The organism is Bradyrhizobium archetypum (assembly GCF_013114835.1).
GTDB lineage: Bacteria > Pseudomonadota > Alphaproteobacteria > Rhizobiales > Xanthobacteraceae > Bradyrhizobium > Bradyrhizobium archetypum.
The window spans coordinates 504,468-519,498 of record NZ_JAAVLW010000001.1 but is presented as its reverse complement, the minus strand read 5'-3'; the positions used below and the strand labels follow the sequence as shown (position 1 = coordinate 519,498).

At 63.8% G+C, this 15,031-nt stretch carries 16 protein-coding genes; 12 read left to right on the top strand and 4 right to left on the bottom strand.

Going from position 1 to position 15,031, the window contains the following annotated elements; translation table 11 throughout:
• Positions 1–49 precede the first annotated feature (49 nt).
• The 12 genes from HCN50_RS02330 to HCN50_RS02275 all read left to right on the top strand — a co-directional run bounded on the left by HCN50_RS02330 (position 50) and on the right by HCN50_RS02275 (position 10,186).
• Positions 50–820: an esterase/lipase family protein gene (locus HCN50_RS02330; RefSeq protein ID WP_171707987.1), complete on the top strand. Its 771-nt coding sequence runs from the start codon at positions 50–52 to the stop codon at positions 818–820.
• A 199-nt stretch (positions 821–1,019) separates the two neighbouring features.
• Positions 1,020–1,889: a phenylacetic acid degradation operon negative regulatory protein PaaX gene (gene paaX, locus HCN50_RS02325; protein ID WP_171707986.1), complete on the top strand. Its 870-nt coding sequence runs from the start codon at positions 1,020–1,022 to the stop codon at positions 1,887–1,889.
• A 75-nt stretch (positions 1,890–1,964) separates the two neighbouring features.
• A complete protein-coding gene (paaA, locus tag HCN50_RS02320; RefSeq protein WP_171707985.1) occupies positions 1,965–2,957 on the top strand; it encodes a 1,2-phenylacetyl-CoA epoxidase subunit PaaA in 993 nt (330 codons plus the stop codon).
• 11 nt (positions 2,958–2,968) lie between these two features.
• Positions 2,969–3,256: a 1,2-phenylacetyl-CoA epoxidase subunit PaaB gene (gene paaB, locus HCN50_RS02315; RefSeq protein WP_065756553.1), complete on the top strand. Its 288-nt coding sequence runs from the start codon at positions 2,969–2,971 to the stop codon at positions 3,254–3,256.
• A 107-nt stretch (positions 3,257–3,363) separates the two neighbouring features.
• A complete protein-coding gene (paaC, locus tag HCN50_RS02310) occupies positions 3,364–4,140 on the top strand; it encodes a 1,2-phenylacetyl-CoA epoxidase subunit PaaC (protein WP_171707984.1) in 777 nt (258 codons plus the stop codon).
• Entirely contained in the window at positions 4,134–4,634 is a 501-nt protein-coding gene (paaD, locus tag HCN50_RS02305; RefSeq protein WP_171707983.1) for a 1,2-phenylacetyl-CoA epoxidase subunit PaaD, read from the top strand. The genes paaC and paaD overlap by 7 nt, the downstream gene beginning before the upstream one ends.
• Before the next feature lie 103 nt (positions 4,635–4,737).
• Positions 4,738–5,817, top strand: coding sequence for a 1,2-phenylacetyl-CoA epoxidase subunit PaaE (gene paaE, locus HCN50_RS02300; RefSeq protein WP_171707982.1), 1,080 nt, complete (start codon positions 4,738–4,740; stop codon positions 5,815–5,817).
• 210 nt (positions 5,818–6,027) lie between these two features.
• Positions 6,028–6,486: a hydroxyphenylacetyl-CoA thioesterase PaaI gene (gene paaI, locus HCN50_RS02295; RefSeq protein ID WP_171707981.1), complete on the top strand. Its 459-nt coding sequence runs from the start codon at positions 6,028–6,030 to the stop codon at positions 6,484–6,486.
• A 19-nt stretch (positions 6,487–6,505) separates the two neighbouring features.
• Positions 6,506–7,837 carry a phenylacetate--CoA ligase PaaK gene (paaK, locus tag HCN50_RS02290; protein ID WP_171707980.1) on the top strand — a complete coding sequence of 444 codons (1,332 nt, stop codon included), beginning with the start codon at positions 6,506–6,508 and terminating at the stop codon, positions 7,835–7,837.
• A 33-nt stretch (positions 7,838–7,870) separates the two neighbouring features.
• Entirely contained in the window at positions 7,871–8,890 is a 1,020-nt protein-coding gene (locus HCN50_RS02285; protein ID WP_171707979.1) for a quinone oxidoreductase family protein, read from the top strand.
• A complete protein-coding gene (locus HCN50_RS02280; RefSeq protein ID WP_171707978.1) occupies positions 8,887–9,099 on the top strand; it encodes a hypothetical protein in 213 nt (70 codons plus the stop codon). The genes HCN50_RS02285 and HCN50_RS02280 overlap by 4 nt, the downstream gene beginning before the upstream one ends.
• A gap of 28 nt (positions 9,100–9,127) precedes the next feature.
• Positions 9,128–10,186, top strand: coding sequence for a YeeE/YedE family protein (locus tag HCN50_RS02275; protein WP_171707977.1), 1,059 nt, complete (start codon positions 9,128–9,130; stop codon positions 10,184–10,186).
• Here the strand turns inward: HCN50_RS02275 and HCN50_RS02270 are convergent.
• The 4 genes from HCN50_RS02270 to HCN50_RS02255 all read right to left on the bottom strand — a co-directional run bounded on the left by HCN50_RS02270 (position 10,183) and on the right by HCN50_RS02255 (position 15,003).
• Positions 10,183–11,406: a bifunctional alpha/beta hydrolase/OsmC family protein gene (locus HCN50_RS02270; protein WP_171707976.1), complete on the bottom strand. Its 1,224-nt coding sequence runs from the start codon at positions 11,404–11,406 to the stop codon at positions 10,183–10,185. The genes HCN50_RS02275 and HCN50_RS02270 overlap by 4 nt on opposite strands.
• A gap of 21 nt (positions 11,407–11,427) precedes the next feature.
• Positions 11,428–12,093: a sulfite oxidase-like oxidoreductase gene (locus HCN50_RS02265; RefSeq protein ID WP_171707975.1), complete on the bottom strand. Its 666-nt coding sequence runs from the start codon at positions 12,091–12,093 to the stop codon at positions 11,428–11,430.
• A 10-nt stretch (positions 12,094–12,103) separates the two neighbouring features.
• Positions 12,104–13,426: an MFS transporter gene (locus HCN50_RS02260; RefSeq protein WP_171707974.1), complete on the bottom strand. Its 1,323-nt coding sequence runs from the start codon at positions 13,424–13,426 to the stop codon at positions 12,104–12,106.
• Positions 13,427–13,581: 155 nt separating this feature from the next.
• Positions 13,582–15,003, bottom strand: coding sequence for an amidase (locus HCN50_RS02255; RefSeq protein WP_311966961.1), 1,422 nt, complete (start codon positions 15,001–15,003; stop codon positions 13,582–13,584).
• Positions 15,004–15,031: the final 28 nt, after the last annotated feature.

Here is a 15,031-nt window from a genome sequence, read left to right as displayed (position 1 = left end):
CAGTAGCCGGCTGCCGCGACGTAAGGGGCCGCGCCCGAGAGGAGACATGATGTCCGTTGCTGCGCAGACGCTTGGCCCGCCATCCAGAACCCTGATGTTTTTGGAGGGGCGCGCCATACACGAGCTCGGTGCATTTCTGGGCGCGTTGCCACTGCTGAGCCTTGCGCCACGCGGCGATGGCCATCCCGTGCTGGTGTTGCCCGGGCTTGTGGCGTCCGACACCTCGACGCGCCCGCTGCGCAGCTTCCTGCGCACGCGCGGCTACGCCGTCAGCGGCTGGCGGCAGGGACGCAACCTCGGCCTGCGCCACGGCGTGCAGAACGCGATGGTCGACCTGCTGCAGGAACTGAACGACACGCATGGCCGCAAGGTCTCGCTGGTCGGCTGGAGCCTCGGCGGCCTGTATGCGCGCCAGCTTGCCAAGATGATGCCGGAGCGCGTGCGCTCGGTGATCACGCTCGGCAGTCCGTTTGCGTCGGGTCCGAAAGCAACCAATGCGTGGCGTGTCTATGAGCTCGCGAGCGGTCGCCGCGCCGACGAAGAGGATGCCCGCTTCGGCGGCGCGCTCTCGAGTACACCGCCGGTGCCGACCACCGCGATCTTCAGCCGCACCGACGGCATCTGCGCCTGGCAGGGCTGCAGGGAGAAGACATCAGCGACGTCGGAGAGCATCGAGGTTGAGAGCAGCCATTGCGGCATGGGCCATCATCCGGCCGTGGTTTACGCGGTCGCCGATCGGCTGGCGCAGCCGGAAGGCGAGTGGGCCCCGTTCGACCGCAGCGGCTGGCGCAGCCTGGTCTATCCGGACCCGCATCGGTAGCAGCGGACTCCGACGGCCTCGCCCCGCGTGCGGGGAGAGGCCGCCGCGAAAACGGCGGGTAAGGGGCTCTCCGCGTACGACGCTCTATCGAATTTGCGGAGGCAGCCCCTCACTCCAACCCTCTCCCCGTGAAGAACGGGGAGCGGGAGTAATCGCTCCCGGTTTTCGCAAACCCACAAAACGCGCTATGCCTTGACGCATGCCGCGACCGCTTGCCCGTATCATCCAGCAGTTGAAGCGCGAACCGTCGCGCACCGGCTCGATTGTCATCACTGTGTTTGGCGATGCCATCGTGCCGCGCGGCGGCTCGGTCTGGCTCGGCACGCTGCTCGAATTCTTCGAACAACTCGACATCGACGCCAGCGTGGTGCGCACCGCGATGTCGCGGCTGACCGCGGACGGCTGGTTCGAGCGAAATAAAGTCGGTCGCAACAGCTTCTATCGTTTGGTGCAAAGCGGACGGCAAACGTTTGATATCGCAACGAAACACATCTATGGCCCGCCAGCCACCGACTGGACCGGACGCTTCGAACTTTTGCTGATCGGCAATGGCGAAGACCGCGACGCCTCGCGCGAGGCGCTGAAGAATGCGGGCTTCGGCAGCCCGCTGCCGGGCGTGTGGGTCGCCCCGTCGGGCGTGCCCATCCCCCAGGAAGCCTCGGGCGCAATCCGCCTCGAAGTTTCCGCCGAGGACGACAGCGGCCGGCGCCTGCTCAGCGAGAGCTGGCCGCTTCATCGCACGGCGGATGCCTATCAGAAGTTCATGAAAACCTTCGAGCCGTTGCAGGCGTGGATCGGCCGCGGCGAACGGCTGTCGGAGGCCGACGCCTTCACCGCGCGCGTGCTCTTGATCCACCATTACCGCCGCGTGGTGCTTCGCGATCCGCTGTTGCCGACCTCGCTATTGCCGGGGGACTGGCCGGGCAGGGCGGCCCGCGCGCTCTGCGGCGAGATCTATCGCGCGCTGCTTCCCGCATCCGAACAGTGGCTTGACCGCCATGCGACCAACGAAAGCGGCGCCCTGCCGAAGCCCGGACCTGAACTGTTCCAGCGGTTCAATGGGGCCTGAATACGTTACAGAAATATATTGCATATAAGAAATTATGTTATATATTTCCTCCCAACCAGTACCGGGAGGTCCGCCATGTACACGCAGGCGCTCAATTCGTCCGATGGCGAAGACCGCCACGTTGAGGACGCGGCGCGGGCCGCGCAGTTCCAGGCGCGCATCGACGCCGAAGAACGCATCGAGCCGAACGACTGGATGCCGCCCGCCTACCGCAAGACGCTGACGCGGCAGATCTCCCAGCACGCGCATTCCGAAATCGTCGGCATGTTGCCCGAGGGCAATTGGATCACCCGCGCGCCGTCGCTGCGCCGCAAGGCCGCGCTGCTCGCGAAGGTTCAGGACGAGTGCGGCCACGGGCTCTATCTCTACGCCGCCGCCGAGACGCTCGGCTCCTCGCGCGAGGAACTGGTCGATGCGATGCTGGCGGGCAAGGCGAAATATTCGTCGATCTTCAACTATCCGACGCTGACCTGGGCCGACATCGGCACGATCGGCTGGCTGGTCGATGGCGCTGCAATCATGAACCAGATCCCGCTGTGCCGCTGCTCCTACGGCCCCTATGCACGCGCGATGATCCGCGTCTGCAAGGAGGAATCCTTCCATCAGCGCCAGGGCTTTGAGATCATGCTGACGCTGTGCCGCGGCACCGACGAACAGAAGGCGATGGCGCAGGACGCGCTGAACCGCTGGTGGTGGCCGGTCCTGATGATGTTCGGTCCGCCTGATCAAGCCAGCCAGCACAGCGACACTTCGACCAAGTGGAAGATCAAGCGCTTCTCCAACGACGAGCTACGGCAGAAATTCGTCGACGCCACGGTGCCGCAGGCGCAGTTCCTGGGGCTGACCATTCCCGATCCCGCCATGAAACAAAACGAAGCGGGCAATTGGGAATACAGCGCGATCGACTGGGAAGAGTTCAAGCAGGTGCTGGCCGGGAACGGCCCCTGCAACCGCGATCGGATGGCGGCGCGGCGCAAGGCGCATGAGGACGGCGCCTGGGTGCGCGAGGCCGCGATGGCCTATGCCGCAAAGCGCCGGCAGCGCGCTGCCCTGCAGGCCGCCGAGTAAGGAGACGAGGGATGGCAACGCCGAACATTCCACTCTGGGAAGTTTTTATCCGCAGCCGCAATGGCCTGGCGCACAAGCACGTCGGCTCGCTGCACGCCACCGATGCGACCCTGGCGCTGCAGGCCGCGCGCGACATCTATACCCGCCGCGGCGAAGGGCTTTCGATCTGGGTGGTGCCGTCGAACGCGATCACCGCGTCCGATCCGTCCGAGAAGGGCATGATGTTCGAGCCGGCGGAATCCAAGATCTACCGCCACCCGACGTTCTACGACGTGCCTGAGGAAGTCGGGCATATGTGACGCCGTCATTGCGAGCGCAGCGAAGCAACCATCGTGCCCGCAAAGCAAGTTTGGATTGCTTCGTCGCTTCGCTCCTCGCAATGGCGATTGAACAGCCAGGTGTCCAGATGACCGCAGCCAACATCACCGTCTCCGAAACGCCGCTGGTGCTCTACACCCTGCGCCGCGCCGATGATGCGCTGATCCTCGGGCACCGGCTGTCGGAATGGTGCGGCCGCGCGCCGATGCTGGAAGAGGATATGGCGCTCGCCAATACGGGCCTCGACCTGCTCGGCCAGGCGCGCGAGCTCTACAGCTACGCGGCCAAGGTCGAGGGCAGGGGCAATGACGAGGACAAGTTCGCTTACTTGCGCGACGTCCGCCAATACCGCAACCTGCTGCTGCTGGAGCAGCCGAACGGCGATTTCGCGCGCACCATCGTGCGCCAGTTCTTCTATGCCACCTTCGCCGATCTCTATTGGCGCGCGATGATGCGCTCCACCGATCCGACGCTGGCGGCGATTGCGGCGAAATCGGAAAAGGAAAGCGCCTATCACGTCCGGCATTCTTCCGAATGGATCATCCGCCTCGGCGACGGCACCGAGGAAAGCCACCGCCGCGCGCAGGTCGCAATCGATGAACTCTGGGCCTTTACCGGCGAGATGTTTTCGGTCGACGACAGCGAGCGCGGGCTGATCGATGCCGGCATCGCGGTCGATCCGGCGCCGTTGCGGCCGCCATGGCTGAAGACGATCAGCGGTGTCGTCGACGAAGCGACGCTCGTCCTGCCAAACAACGACTGGATGCAGCAGGGCGGCCGCAGCGGCCGGCACAGCGAGCATCTCGGCCATCTGCTCAGCGAGTTGCAATCCATGCAGCGAAGCTTTCCGGGGTCGACATGGTGACGGCATCAGGCGATACCGATCTGCGCCGGCGCGCCTGGGAGGCGGCGGCACAGGTCGTCGATCCAGAGATCCCGGTGCTTACGATCGCTGATCTCGGCGTGCTGCGGGAAGTCGAGGTCCATGACGGCCGCGTCGAGGTCGCGATCACGCCGACCTATTCCGGCTGTCCCGCCATGAACATGATCGCGCTGGAGATCGAATTGGCGCTGGAGCGCGTCGGCATCGCGCGGCCGACCGTCCGCACCGTGCTCTCGCCGGCCTGGACCACCGACTGGATGAGCGAGGACGGCCGCAACAAGCTCCGGGCCTACGGCATTGCGCCGCCGCAAGCATCGCACTCGCGCCGCGCGCTGTTTGGCGAACAGCAGGTGGCCTGTCCGCAATGCGGCTCGCACAATACCGAACTGCTCTCCGAATTCGGCTCGACCTCCTGCAAGGCGCTGTGGCGCTGCAAGGCCTGCCGCGAACCGTTCGATTATTTCAAGTGTCATTGAGGCCCTCTATGCCGTCATTGCGAGCGAAGCGAAGCAATCCATCGAGCCGCAAAGAAAGGGTGGATTGCTTCGCTGCGCTCGCAATGACGGTGGGGGAACACTGATGTCTCACGCACCGCGCTTTCACCGTCTCGCCGTCAACGACCTTCGCCGTGAGGCGGCTGACGCTGTGTCGATGAGCTTCGCTATTCCGAAGGAGCTGCAAGACGACTACAGCTTCACCCCCGGGCAATATCTCACGCTGCGCATGACGATGGATGGTGAGGAAGTGCGCCGCTCCTACTCGATCTGCTCCGGCCCCGATGACGGCGAACTGCGCATTGCCGTGAAGAAGGTCGATGGCGGCGCGTTTTCCAATTGGGCCGCGGAGCAATTGCAGGCCGGCGACGAGCTCGATGTGATGACGCCGACCGGCCGCTTCGGCGTGACGCATGCGCCTGACGAGACAAGGGTGTATGTCGGCTTTGCCGCCGGCAGCGGTATCACGCCAATCCTGTCGATCATCAAGGGCGTGCTCGCCCGCGAGCCGGGTAGCCGCTTCTTCCTGTTCTACGGCAACCGCTCGACATCGAATATGCTTTTCCTCGAAGAGCTGGAGGAACTGAAAGATCGCTACATGCAGCGGTTGTCGCTGTTCCATGTCATCTCGGGCGAAGAACAGGACATTCCGATCCTGCATGGCCGGCTCGACGGCGAGAAGGTGCGCGTGCTGTTGCGCTCGCTGGTGCCGGCTGCCAGCGTTGATCATGTCTTCATCTGCGGTCCCGTCGGCATGAGCGAGGATATCGAGGCGACCTGCCGCGAGATCGGTATTCCGGAGGATCGTATTCACGTCGAACGCTTCGTCTCGGAGTTCGGCGGCAAGCCGCGGCCGAAGAAAGTTGTCGAGCCCTCCGCGCCGCCAAAGGCAATGGCCTCGCTGATCATCGACGGCAAGCGCCGCGAGGTGCCGGTCGCCGAGGGTGAAGCGATTCTCGATGCGGCCTTGCGCGCCGGCATGGACCTGCCGTTCGCCTGCAAGGGTGGCATGTGCTCGACCTGCCGCGCCAAGCTGGTCGAAGGCGAGGCGCAGATGGAGGTCAATTATTCGCTGGAGCCGTGGGAGCTGAAGGCAGGCTTCATCCTGACCTGCCAGGCGCGGCCGTGCTCGGACAAGGTCGTGGTGGATTACGATCATGTCTAGCTGTCATTCCGGGGCACGCGAAGCGTGAACCCGGAATCTCGAGATTCCGGGTTCGATGCTGACGCATCGCCCCGGAATGACTCGGCAAGAAACCAGGGAATCGTTGACACCTAGGGTGCTTCGTTCCCACACTACGTAAAGAGGCCGAACAGGCCCGTGCGCACAGGGAGAAAACGGCGTGGAATCGTCTCGCCGAGCGGGTTATCAGCCATGAACGTCGCGCTGTCGCCCGACGAGATCGCCCGCGCCTGCGCGGATGCGATGTGGAAGGAAGACGACGCCAGCAAGGGCCTCGGCATGAAGATTGTCGAGGTCAAGCCCGGGCAGGCGACGCTGACGATGACGGTGGCGCCGCACATGGTCAACGGCCAGCGTATCGCCCATGGCGGATTCATCTTCCTCTTGGCCGATTCCACCTTCGCCTTTGCCTGCAACTCCCGCAATGAGCGCGCGGTCGCCGCGCAATGCGATATCGCCTTCATCCGGCCGGGCAAGCTTGGCGACGTGCTGGTTGCGACGGCGCGCGAAATTTCGCGCAACGGCCGGTCCGGCATCTACGACGTCCGCGTCACCGCCGGTGATGTCGTGATCGCCGAGTTCCGCGGCCACTCCCGCACCGTCGCCGGCACGTGGTTGCCGTCCGCGGACGAAGAGACCAAACAAGAATAGCAAGCGAGAGGAACACGCCATGGCCATGGCAAGATTGAAATCCAGCGGAAGCGGTTACGGCGCTGAATTGGACGAGGCTGAACGCGCCTCGCGCGACGAGATCATGGCGCTGCAGACCAAGCGTCTCGCCTGGTCGCTCAGACACGCCTATGACAATGTCGCGCATTACAGAAAAGCGTTCGATACGGCCGGCGTGCATCCGTCCGATTTCAGGCAGCTCTCCGATCTCGCCAAATTTCCGTTCACGGTGAAGACCGATCTGCGCGACAACTATCCCTTCAACATGTTCGCGGTGCCGCGCGAGAAACTAGTCCGTGTTCATGCGTCGTCGGGCACGACCGGCAAGCCGATCGTGGTCGGCTATACCCAAGCCGACATCGACATCTGGTCGGAGGTGATGGCGCGTTCGATCCGCGCCGCCGGCGGCCGCAGCGGCATGATCATTCATAATGCCTATGGCTACGGCCTGTTCACCGGCGGGCTTGGCGTGCACTACGGCGCCGAAAAGCTCGGCTGCACCGTGGTGCCGGTTTCCGGCGGCATGACCGAGCGCCAGGTGCAACTGATCAACGATTTCAAGCCCGACATCATCACGGTGACGCCGAGCTACATGCTGGCGATTCTGGACGAGTTCAAGCGGCAGGGCCTCGACCCGCGCAAATCGTCGCTGAAGTTCGGCATTTTCGGCGCCGAGCCCTGGACCAACGCCATGCGCGCCGAGATCGAGCAGGCGTTCGACATGGATGCGACCGATATCTACGGCCTATCGGAAGTGATCGGTCCCGGCGTGGCGCAGGAATGCGTCGAGACCAAGGATGGCCTGCATATCTGGGAAGATCATTTCCATCCCGAGGTGATCGATCCCGAGACCGGCGCGGTGTTGGCGGACGGCGAAAAGGGCGAATTGGTCTTCACCTCGCTCACCAAACAGGGCTTTCCGATCATTCGTTATCGCACCCGCGACCTGACGCGGCTGCTGCCGGGCACGGCGCGGCCGGGCATGCGGCGCATGGAGAAGGTGACGGGGCGTTCCGACGACATGATCATCCTGCGCGGCGTCAACGTATTCCCGACCCAGATCGAGGAGGCACTGCTGGCGGCCGACTGGTGCGGCGGCCATTTCATCATCGAGCTGACGCGGGAAGGGCGAATGGACGAGATGACCGTGCTCGCCGAAGCCCGCCCCGAAAGCTGGGACGGCAGCGGACTTACGGCACACGCCGACAAGGTCTCGGCCTTCATCAAGAATACCATCGGCATTACCGCGCGCGTGAAAGCGGTGGCGCCGGACACGCTGGAACGTTCGCTCGGCAAGGCAAAACGTGTTTACGACAAGCGGCCGAAAGAGTAACTCCTGCTTGGAAGATTGAGCAGGAAGGCCGCGATGCCGGGCGCGAAAGAGCAAGACGTTAAACCCGTTACGGTCCAGGCCCGCTGCGTCCGCCTGCCGCACAAAGTCGCCGACGCCGGTTCGCTCGCGCCGGTGATCGAGACGCGTGCGTTGTCACGCGGCGAAAGCGAGTTGCTGATCGAAATCAAGGCCGCGGCCGTCAATCCATCCGACGTCAAGGCCGCGACCGGCTTGATGCCTTACGCCGTATTCCCGCGCACGCCGGGCCGCGACTATGCCGGTGTCGTGCTTGATGGGCCGGAAGGCTGGGTCGGTCGCGAGGTGTTCGGCTCCTCGGGCGATCTCGGCATCCGCCGTGATGGCACCCACGCCACGCATCTCGTGGTCGAGATGGATGCCGTGGTCGAAAAACCGAAGGGCATTTCATGGGAAGAGGCCGCCGGCATCGGCGTGCCCTTCGTCACCGCAATGGAAGGCTTGCGGCGAGCCGGCATCCCGAAGGCTGGGGAGACCGTGCTCGTGATGGGTGTCAATGGCAAGGTCGGGCAGGCGGCGGTGCAGATCGCAAGCTGGCACGGCGCGCGCGTGATCGGCGTCGTGCGCAAGAGCGAGCCGTATGAAGGCCATGCCAATTCGTCGGTCGAGGTGATCGACGCCTCCGCGATCGACGTCGCGGCGCGCGTGCGCGAACTCACCGGCGGCAAGGGCGCCGACATCGTGTTCAACACGGTTGGCGATCCCTATTTCGACGCTGCGCATAAATCACTGGCGCTGCGCGGGCGGCAGATCCTGATTGCTGCGATCGACCGTATCGTGCAGTTCAACATCTTGGAATTCTATCGCGGCCAGCACACTTACGTGGGCATCGATACGCTCGGCCTGTCGTCGATCGCGACCGGCGCGGTGCTACAGGAACTCGGCCCCGGCTTTGCCGGCGGTCAGCTCAAGCCATTCGCGATCCAGCCGAATGCGATCTACCCGCTGGAGCAGGCTCGTGCGGCCTTTATCGCGGTCGCGGGCTCGGCGAGGGATCGGGTGATCCTGCGGCCTTGACGACCGGCATTCGCTGGACGCGCAGGATCTTTCCGATTTTTCATGGGAAACAAATCTCCCTCAACGCCATCGATCGCAGCGGCTTTATTCCTTCGTTGCAGGCCAATGTAACGGATTCATTTTCCGCGTCAGCGGGCCATGGACGCCCCTCTGTTTCCAACATATTAGCAATTGCTGAAATTGCGTCCTATTTGAGCCGTAACGGCTAGTCGGCTGCGAGGGAACGGGAACACACCAGTGCTGGACAGTGCCAATATTGTCGTCGTCAGCGGATTGCTGATCGGCCTCCTTTATGGATCGGTCGGATTGTTGAGCGGCTTTTGCCTGCTCAGCAGCCTCCGGGGATTTTGGGCGGAAGGCGATGCCCGGCTGGTGCGGAGCTATGCGCTGGCAATCGGCGTTGCCGTTGCCGCGACGCAGTTGCTGGCGGCGGCCGGCCTCGTCGATATCGGCAAGTCGATTTATCTTCAGCCATCATTCTCCGGGCCGGTGATGTTCTTTGGCGGACTGCTGTTTGGCTACGGCATGGTGCTTGCGAACGGCTGCGGTTCTCGCGCGCTGGTGCTGCTCGGGCGCGGCAACCTCCGCTCCTTCGTCGTCGTCGTCGTGCTGGCGATCTTCGCCCAGATGACGCTGAAAGGCCTGATCGCGCCGGCGCGCATCGCGATGGTCGGTGCGTCCCAGACCTCGGCAACGGCAAACTCCGTGCCCGCGCTGTTTGCAGCGGCCGGCCTGAGCCCGACGGCCGCACGGATGCTGGCAGCCTCGATCATCTCTGCGGCGCTGATCATCTTCGCCTTTGCGCATCCCTCGTTCCGCCGCTCGCCGGGCCAGATCGCCGCAGGGCTCGTCATCGGCCTGCTGGTCGCGGCGGGCTGGTTTGCGAGTGGCTATCTCGGCGCGGACGAATTCAATCCTGCGCCGGTGACCTCGCTCACCTTCATCGCGCCGATCGCGGACGCGTTGCAATACGTCATGCTGTCGACGGGCTCGACGCTGAACTTCGGCATCGTGACGGTATTCGGCGTGTTCGCCGGCAGCCTGGCGACCGCGCTATTGACCGGGCGCTTTCAGCTCGAAGGCTATCAATCGCCGCGCCACATGCTGCGCTCCGGCAGTGGTGCCGCGCTGATGGGGGCGGGCGGCGTGATGGCGTTCGGCTGCTCGATCGGGCAGGGGCTGACAGGATTTTCCACGCTGGCGCTGGCGTCGCTGATCGCCTTCGCCGGCATCCTTGTCGGCACCGCCGCCGGCTTGCGCGGCGCGCTGCGGGTGCGGCCACTGGCTGCCGCCTAATCCGCGGCCTTCGTCACGATCCGGATTTCCGACGTCAGTGTCCGGTGCACCGGGCATTTGTCGGCGATCTCCATCAGCCGTGCGCGCTGATCGGCGTCGAGCGCGCCTTCCACCGCGATCACCCGGTCGATTTGATCCAGCATGCCCTCCCGCGTTTCGCACTCCTCGCAGTCCTTTGCGTGAATCTTGCTGTGCTTCAGCGTCACGGTGACGCGGTCCAGCGGCAGTGATTTGCGGTCGGCATACATCCGCATCGTCATCGACGTGCAGGCGCCGAGGCCTGCGAGCAAGAAGTCATAGGGACCAGGCCCGCTATCCTGGCCGCCGACGGCGACCGGCTCATCCGCGACCATTTCATGGGGACCCGCGGTGACGATCTGCTGGAACTTGCTGTTGCGGGTTTCGCGCACCACGACATGGCGCCGCGCCTCGGTCGTAGCAGAAGTCGGCTGCACGACGGCGGGCTCGATATGGCGCTCGGCCCAGGCGGCGATGACGCCGGCGACATAGGCGGCGTCACGCTTGCCGCTGAGCAGATGATCGGAGCCCGACAGCGACACAAAGCTCTTGGGATGCTTGGCCGCGGCGAAAATCCTGGTGGCGTGGTCGATGCCGACTGTGTCATCGGTCGGCGAATGCATGACCAGCAGCGCCTTGTGGAGTTTTGCGATGTGCGCCGCCAGGCTGTGTTCGGCGACGTCGTCGAGGAATTCACGCTTGATATGAAATGCCCGTCCGGCGAGTTGGACCTCCACCTCGCCATGCGTGCGGATGTCCTCAATGCGATCCCTGAACAGATGCGTGACGTGCACGGGATCCGAAGGCGCGGCGATGGTGACGACCGCCTTCGCTTCCGGGATCTGCCCGGCGGCGGCAAGGATGGCCGTGCCGCCGAGGCTGTGACCTATCAGCAGCGTCGGCGCTGCGCGGGTTTCACGGAGATGGGCTGCGGCGCGAACGAGATCGGCAACGTTCGAAGAGAAGGTGGAGTTGGCGAATTCGCCTTCGCTGGCGCCAAGGCCGGTAAAGTCGAAGCGCAGCACCGCAATGCCTTTGGCCGTTAGCGCCGTCGCTATCCGCTTGGCCGCCAGCACGTCCTTGCCGCAGGTGAAGCAATGCGCGAACAGCGCGTAAGCGTGGACTGGTCCGTCGGGCGTGTCCAGTGCAGCGGCAAGTTGATGACCGCCTTCACCGTTGAATTGAAAGCGTTCAGTTGGCATGGCTGCTCCCCCTGATTGGTGCTAGTCGCTTGAATATCTCTGCTCGGCCCACGGGTCGCCGCGGTTGTGATAGCCGCGGACTTCCCAGTAGCCCGGCTGGTCCTCAGCGAGAAATTCGATGCTTTGCAGCCATTTCGCGCTTTTCCAGAAATAGAGATGCGGCACCACGAGCCGTACCGGGCCGCCATGCTCCTGCTCCAGCGGCGCGCCGGACCAGCTATGGGCGAGCAGTGCGTCGTCGGCGGCAAAATCTTCCAGCGCCAGGTTGGTGGTGTAGCCGTCATGGGAATGCAGCACCACGAAGCGCGCTTCCTCGCGCGGCCGGCAGGCATCGAGGAGATCGCGCGTCGCCAGTCCCTCCCACTGATTGTCGTAGCGCGACCAGGTCGTGACGCAGTGGATGTCGGACACGAACCTGCTCTGTGGTTGGGCCGTGAGCTGGACGAAATCCCAGAACAGAGGATTCTCGACCGCGCCATAGACGTCGAGACGCCAGCGTTCGCGCGAGATGTTCGGCGTCAGCCCCAGGTCGAGCGTCGGCCAATCCCTGGTCAGATGCTGGCCGGGCGGCAGCCGCGCTTGCTCCGGCCGCAATATCCTGCCGGTAAGGAATTTTCCCTCGCGCGCCCAGCGCTGCTTGCTGCGCGTCAGCTTGCTTTCCGGCGGCGGCTCGTTCTCATCGGCCATATCTGAACCGTCACTCGTGGCGATGCATCGCCGAGGCATGCTTGGTATCGCGCATCGTGGCATAGATGATGAGCGAGAGGAAGATCATGCCGCTGAGATAATAGTAGAACCAGTCCTCATGTCCCAGCGTCTTGAAATAGAGCGCAATCGCGGGTGCGGTGCCGCCGAACAGCGATACCGTGATGGCATAGGGCAGGCCGACACCGAGTGCGCGAACGTTGGTCGGGAACAGTTCGGCCTTCACCACCGCGTTGATCGAGGTGTAGCCCGCAACGAACAGCCAGGCGGCGCAGATCAGCAGGAAAGCTGCAAACGGCGATTTGGTTTCCTTCAAGGTCGTCAGGATCGGGACCGTCGACAGTGTACCGGCTAGCCCAAAGAAGATCAGCAGCGGCTTGCGGCCGATGTGATCGGACAGGCCGCCATAGATTGGCTGCAACAGGGTCGCGAAAATCAGCGAGCCGAAGATCACGTAAGTGGTCTGGTCCTCGGTCAGTCCAACGGACAGTTTGACGAAGGTCTGCATGTAGGTGGTGAAGGTATAGAACGCCGCGGTACCTCCGGCGGTGAGGCCAACCACCAGCAACAGCTCGCGCGGATATTTCAGAAGGCCGCGGATCGAGCCGGTCGGCTTGATCACCTTCTTGGCTTCCTCGAACGCCTCGGTCTCATGCAGGTTACGCCGCATCACGGCGGCAACAACCGCGAGCAGGGCGCCGATCACGAACGGAATTCGCCAGCCCCAGTCCTTCAATTGTTCGGGCGTCAAGAACACCTTTTGCAAGAGCAACAGCACCATGATGGCGGTGAGCTGGCCTCCGATCAACGTCACATACTGGAAGCTCGAATAGAAGCCGCGGTGCCGGGGATCGGCGACTTCGGTCAGATAGGTCGCGCTGGCGCCGTATTCGCCGCCGAGGCTCAGGCCTTCGATGATGCGCGCCAGCGCCAGAACGGCGGGAGCAGCAAACCCGATCGTGGCATAGGTCGGCGTCACCGCGATGATCAGTGAGCCGAAGCACATGAAGACGACCGACAGCGTCAGCGACAGCCGCCTTCCGTAACGGTCGGCGATGAAACCGAAGAGCCAGCCGCCGAGCGGGCGCATCAGGAAGGTCGCTGCGAACAGCACCGCGGCGTTGAGCTGCTGCACCACCGGATCGCTGTTTGGAAAGAAGGCCGGCGCGAAATACAGCGCAAAGGCGGTATAGGCGTAGAAATCGTACCATTCGACGAGATTGCCGACCGAGCCGATGAAGATCGCCTTGACCCGTCGTTCGACGTCCTGGATGTCGAAATGATCGTCGGCGGCTTTGACGGCTTGATCGGTCATGATTCGTCTCCAAGGGGGCGACGTGCGATCCCTTTGGACGGATCAATTCGCCGATTCAGAACCATGGGTAACGGCGATACCTACGCCGGGTTCCCGGACCCGAACCAAAGAGAGTGGGCGGCGCGAGATGGTGACGATGTTTTGTCAAATCAAAATTACTTGGGCGCCCGTGGGTCGATCGGCGTCGTACCGCGGATACCGAGAATGTCCTCGAGTACCTTCGCTCCGGCAAGCAACTGCGCCTCGCCGCGCGGCGGTGCCACGACCTGCAGTCCGACCGGCAAGCCGGAAGCCGTAAATCCACAGGGCAACGACAGCGCGGGGCAGCACACCAGCGTGATCGCATAGACGATGCCGAGCCACTCGACATAATTGTCGAACTTCTTGCCGCCGCACTCCGTGACGTAGCGGTTTTCGACCGGAAAGGGCGGCACGATCGTGGCGGGGCAAAGCAACAGATCGTATTTGTCGAAAAATTCCAGCGTGCGCGCAGACATCGCGACGCGCTGCGCTTCGGCGCGTTCGAGCTGCTCGACCGTCAGCTTGAGGCCTTCCTCGATGTTCCAGATCACTTCGGGCTTGAGCAGGTCGCGCTTGCTGCGCAGCAATGCCGCCTTGGAAAGCGCGAAGTCGAACGCGCGCAGCACATGGAAGCATTCATGAGCCTCGCGCAGGTCGGGATGGGCTTCCTCGACAATGGCGCCAGCCTCGGCAAAGCGCTGCGCCGCCTTGCGGGTGATCGCGGCGACTTCGGTGTCGACCGGCGTGATGCCGAGATCGGGCGAATAGGCGACGCGCTTCGGCTTGCTGCCCGAGCGTGCCGCGGACAGGAACGAACCCGGCAGCACCGGCAGCGACAGCGGATCGCCGCGATGCTCGCCGCTCATGGCATCGAGCAGCAGCGCCACGTCTTCGACATTGCGCGCCATCGGGCCGTGGACGCCGAGATTGCGGTCGACGGCTGCCGACACCGTATGCGCGACGCGGCCGATGCTTGGCCGTAATCCGACGATGCCGCAGAAGCTTGCAGGGTTGCGCAAGCTGCCGCCCATGTCGGAGCCATGCGCGAGCCACGCCGTGCCGGTCGCGAGCGCGGCCGCCGCGCCGCCCGACGAGCCGGCCGCGGAGCGCGAAATGTCCCAGGGATTGCGGGTCGGGCCGAACACTTCATTGAAGGTGTTGGCGCCGGCACCGAACTCCGGCGTGTTCGACTTGGCGTAGATCACCCCGCCATTGTTTTCGAGATGCTCGACCAGGATGTCGGATTTTGCGGGAATCGTATCCTTGTAAATCGGCGAACCCTGCGTCGTCAGCACGCCGGCGACGTTGGTCAGGTCTTTGATCGGGATTGGAAGGCCGGCGAGCAGGCCGCGCTCGGTGATCGGCTTGTTCATCAGCACGGTGGCATGCTTACGCGCGCGATCGAAGCACAGCGTCGGCAGCGCGTTGACCTGGCCGTCGACCTCGGCAATCCGTTTTTCCAGCACGTCGAGCAGGTCCAGCGGGGTGACTTCACCCGATTTCAGCTTGCCGACAATGGCTACCGCCGTGTCACGCACCAGCCCCTGATCAGCCACGTCGCTACTCTCCTGCTCATTTTGCGTT

Bases quoted from the DNA above. Each gene is read 5' to 3' on its own strand.
- paaB (WP_065756553.1), top strand. From the start codon at position 2,969: ATGGCAACGCCGAACATTCCACTCTGGGAAGTTTTTATCCGCAGCCGC.
- HCN50_RS02285 (WP_171707979.1), top strand. From the start codon at position 7,871: ATGCCGGGCGCGAAAGAGCAAGACGTTAAACCCGTTACGGTCCAGGCC.
- HCN50_RS02330 (WP_171707987.1), top strand. From the start codon at position 50: ATGTCCGTTGCTGCGCAGACGCTTGGCCCGCCATCCAGAACCCTGATG.
- HCN50_RS02270 (WP_171707976.1), bottom strand. From the start codon at position 11,406: ATGCCAACTGAACGCTTTCAATTCAACGGTGAAGGCGGTCATCAACTT.
- paaE (WP_171707982.1), top strand. From the start codon at position 4,738: ATGTCTCACGCACCGCGCTTTCACCGTCTCGCCGTCAACGACCTTCGC.
- paaI (WP_171707981.1), top strand. From the start codon at position 6,028: ATGAACGTCGCGCTGTCGCCCGACGAGATCGCCCGCGCCTGCGCGGAT.
- paaD (WP_171707983.1), top strand. From the start codon at position 4,134: ATGGTGACGGCATCAGGCGATACCGATCTGCGCCGGCGCGCCTGGGAG.
- paaK (WP_171707980.1), top strand. From the start codon at position 6,506: ATGGCCATGGCAAGATTGAAATCCAGCGGAAGCGGTTACGGCGCTGAA.
- HCN50_RS02260 (WP_171707974.1), bottom strand. From the start codon at position 13,426: ATGACCGATCAAGCCGTCAAAGCCGCCGACGATCATTTCGACATCCAG.
- paaX (WP_171707986.1), top strand. From the start codon at position 1,020: ATGCCGCGACCGCTTGCCCGTATCATCCAGCAGTTGAAGCGCGAACCG.
- paaA (WP_171707985.1), top strand. From the start codon at position 1,965: ATGTACACGCAGGCGCTCAATTCGTCCGATGGCGAAGACCGCCACGTT.
- paaC (WP_171707984.1), top strand. From the start codon at position 3,364: ATGACCGCAGCCAACATCACCGTCTCCGAAACGCCGCTGGTGCTCTAC.
- HCN50_RS02265 (WP_171707975.1), bottom strand. From the start codon at position 12,093: ATGGCCGATGAGAACGAGCCGCCGCCGGAAAGCAAGCTGACGCGCAGC.